The 598-nt window shown below is 54.2% G+C and carries 1 protein-coding gene; it reads left to right on the top strand.

What is annotated here, in order from left to right:
* A partial coding sequence (locus ACT84W_RS09840) for a DUF4160 domain-containing protein (protein ID WP_444329081.1) occupies positions 1–197 on the top strand: 197 nt, incomplete at its 5' end.
* Positions 198–598: the final 401 nt, after the last annotated feature.

The following is a 598-nucleotide window of genomic DNA, read 5'->3' as shown; positions in this document are numbered from 1 at the left end:
GGGTAAAGAGGGCGGCTGCTAACTCGACTAAGTTTTGGCTCACTAAAAATGGCGGATGCACACTTGCGAACAACGAGAGCAAGATTCCGGCTAAGGATCTCAGGGATCTTTCAAAACTAATCACCATGAACCATCGATACATTTGTGACAAGTGGCGCGAAACCTTTGGTGATGATTCCCTGACATTCTATTGCTAAACCGCAATTGAGCCATGATTACACTTGTCAACTCATGATTGCCGATGTCGACGGGCGGGTCCTTCCCGTTACGCCGCTGGTGCTCCAGTCGTACTTTCCGATAGCCCGGAACCCAAAGACAACCAGCACTACGCCTGGATCCAGGACCTTGTTTCCGGAAACCGCACGCGAGCAGAACTCGCCGACGAGCTGCGCCGCGGTTGCGTTGTGGACACGGGCTACCCGTCGCACGTATAAAATCAAAGCATCCACACGCCTGTCATTATCTTGATTGGAAGCCATATGGAGATCCCCAGCACCCTGTGCAGCAATGTGTACGACTTCGCGTTTTGCCCCGAGCCCTGTTACGAGCGCTTGGCCGACCTCGCCGATCCCGAGGACTGGGGTCCCTGCAACCGCAT

This window comes from Paratractidigestivibacter sp. (assembly GCF_052362415.1).
Taxonomy (GTDB): Bacteria; Actinomycetota; Coriobacteriia; order Coriobacteriales; family Atopobiaceae; genus Paratractidigestivibacter.
This window is presented reverse-complemented; position numbering and strand designations above follow the sequence as displayed.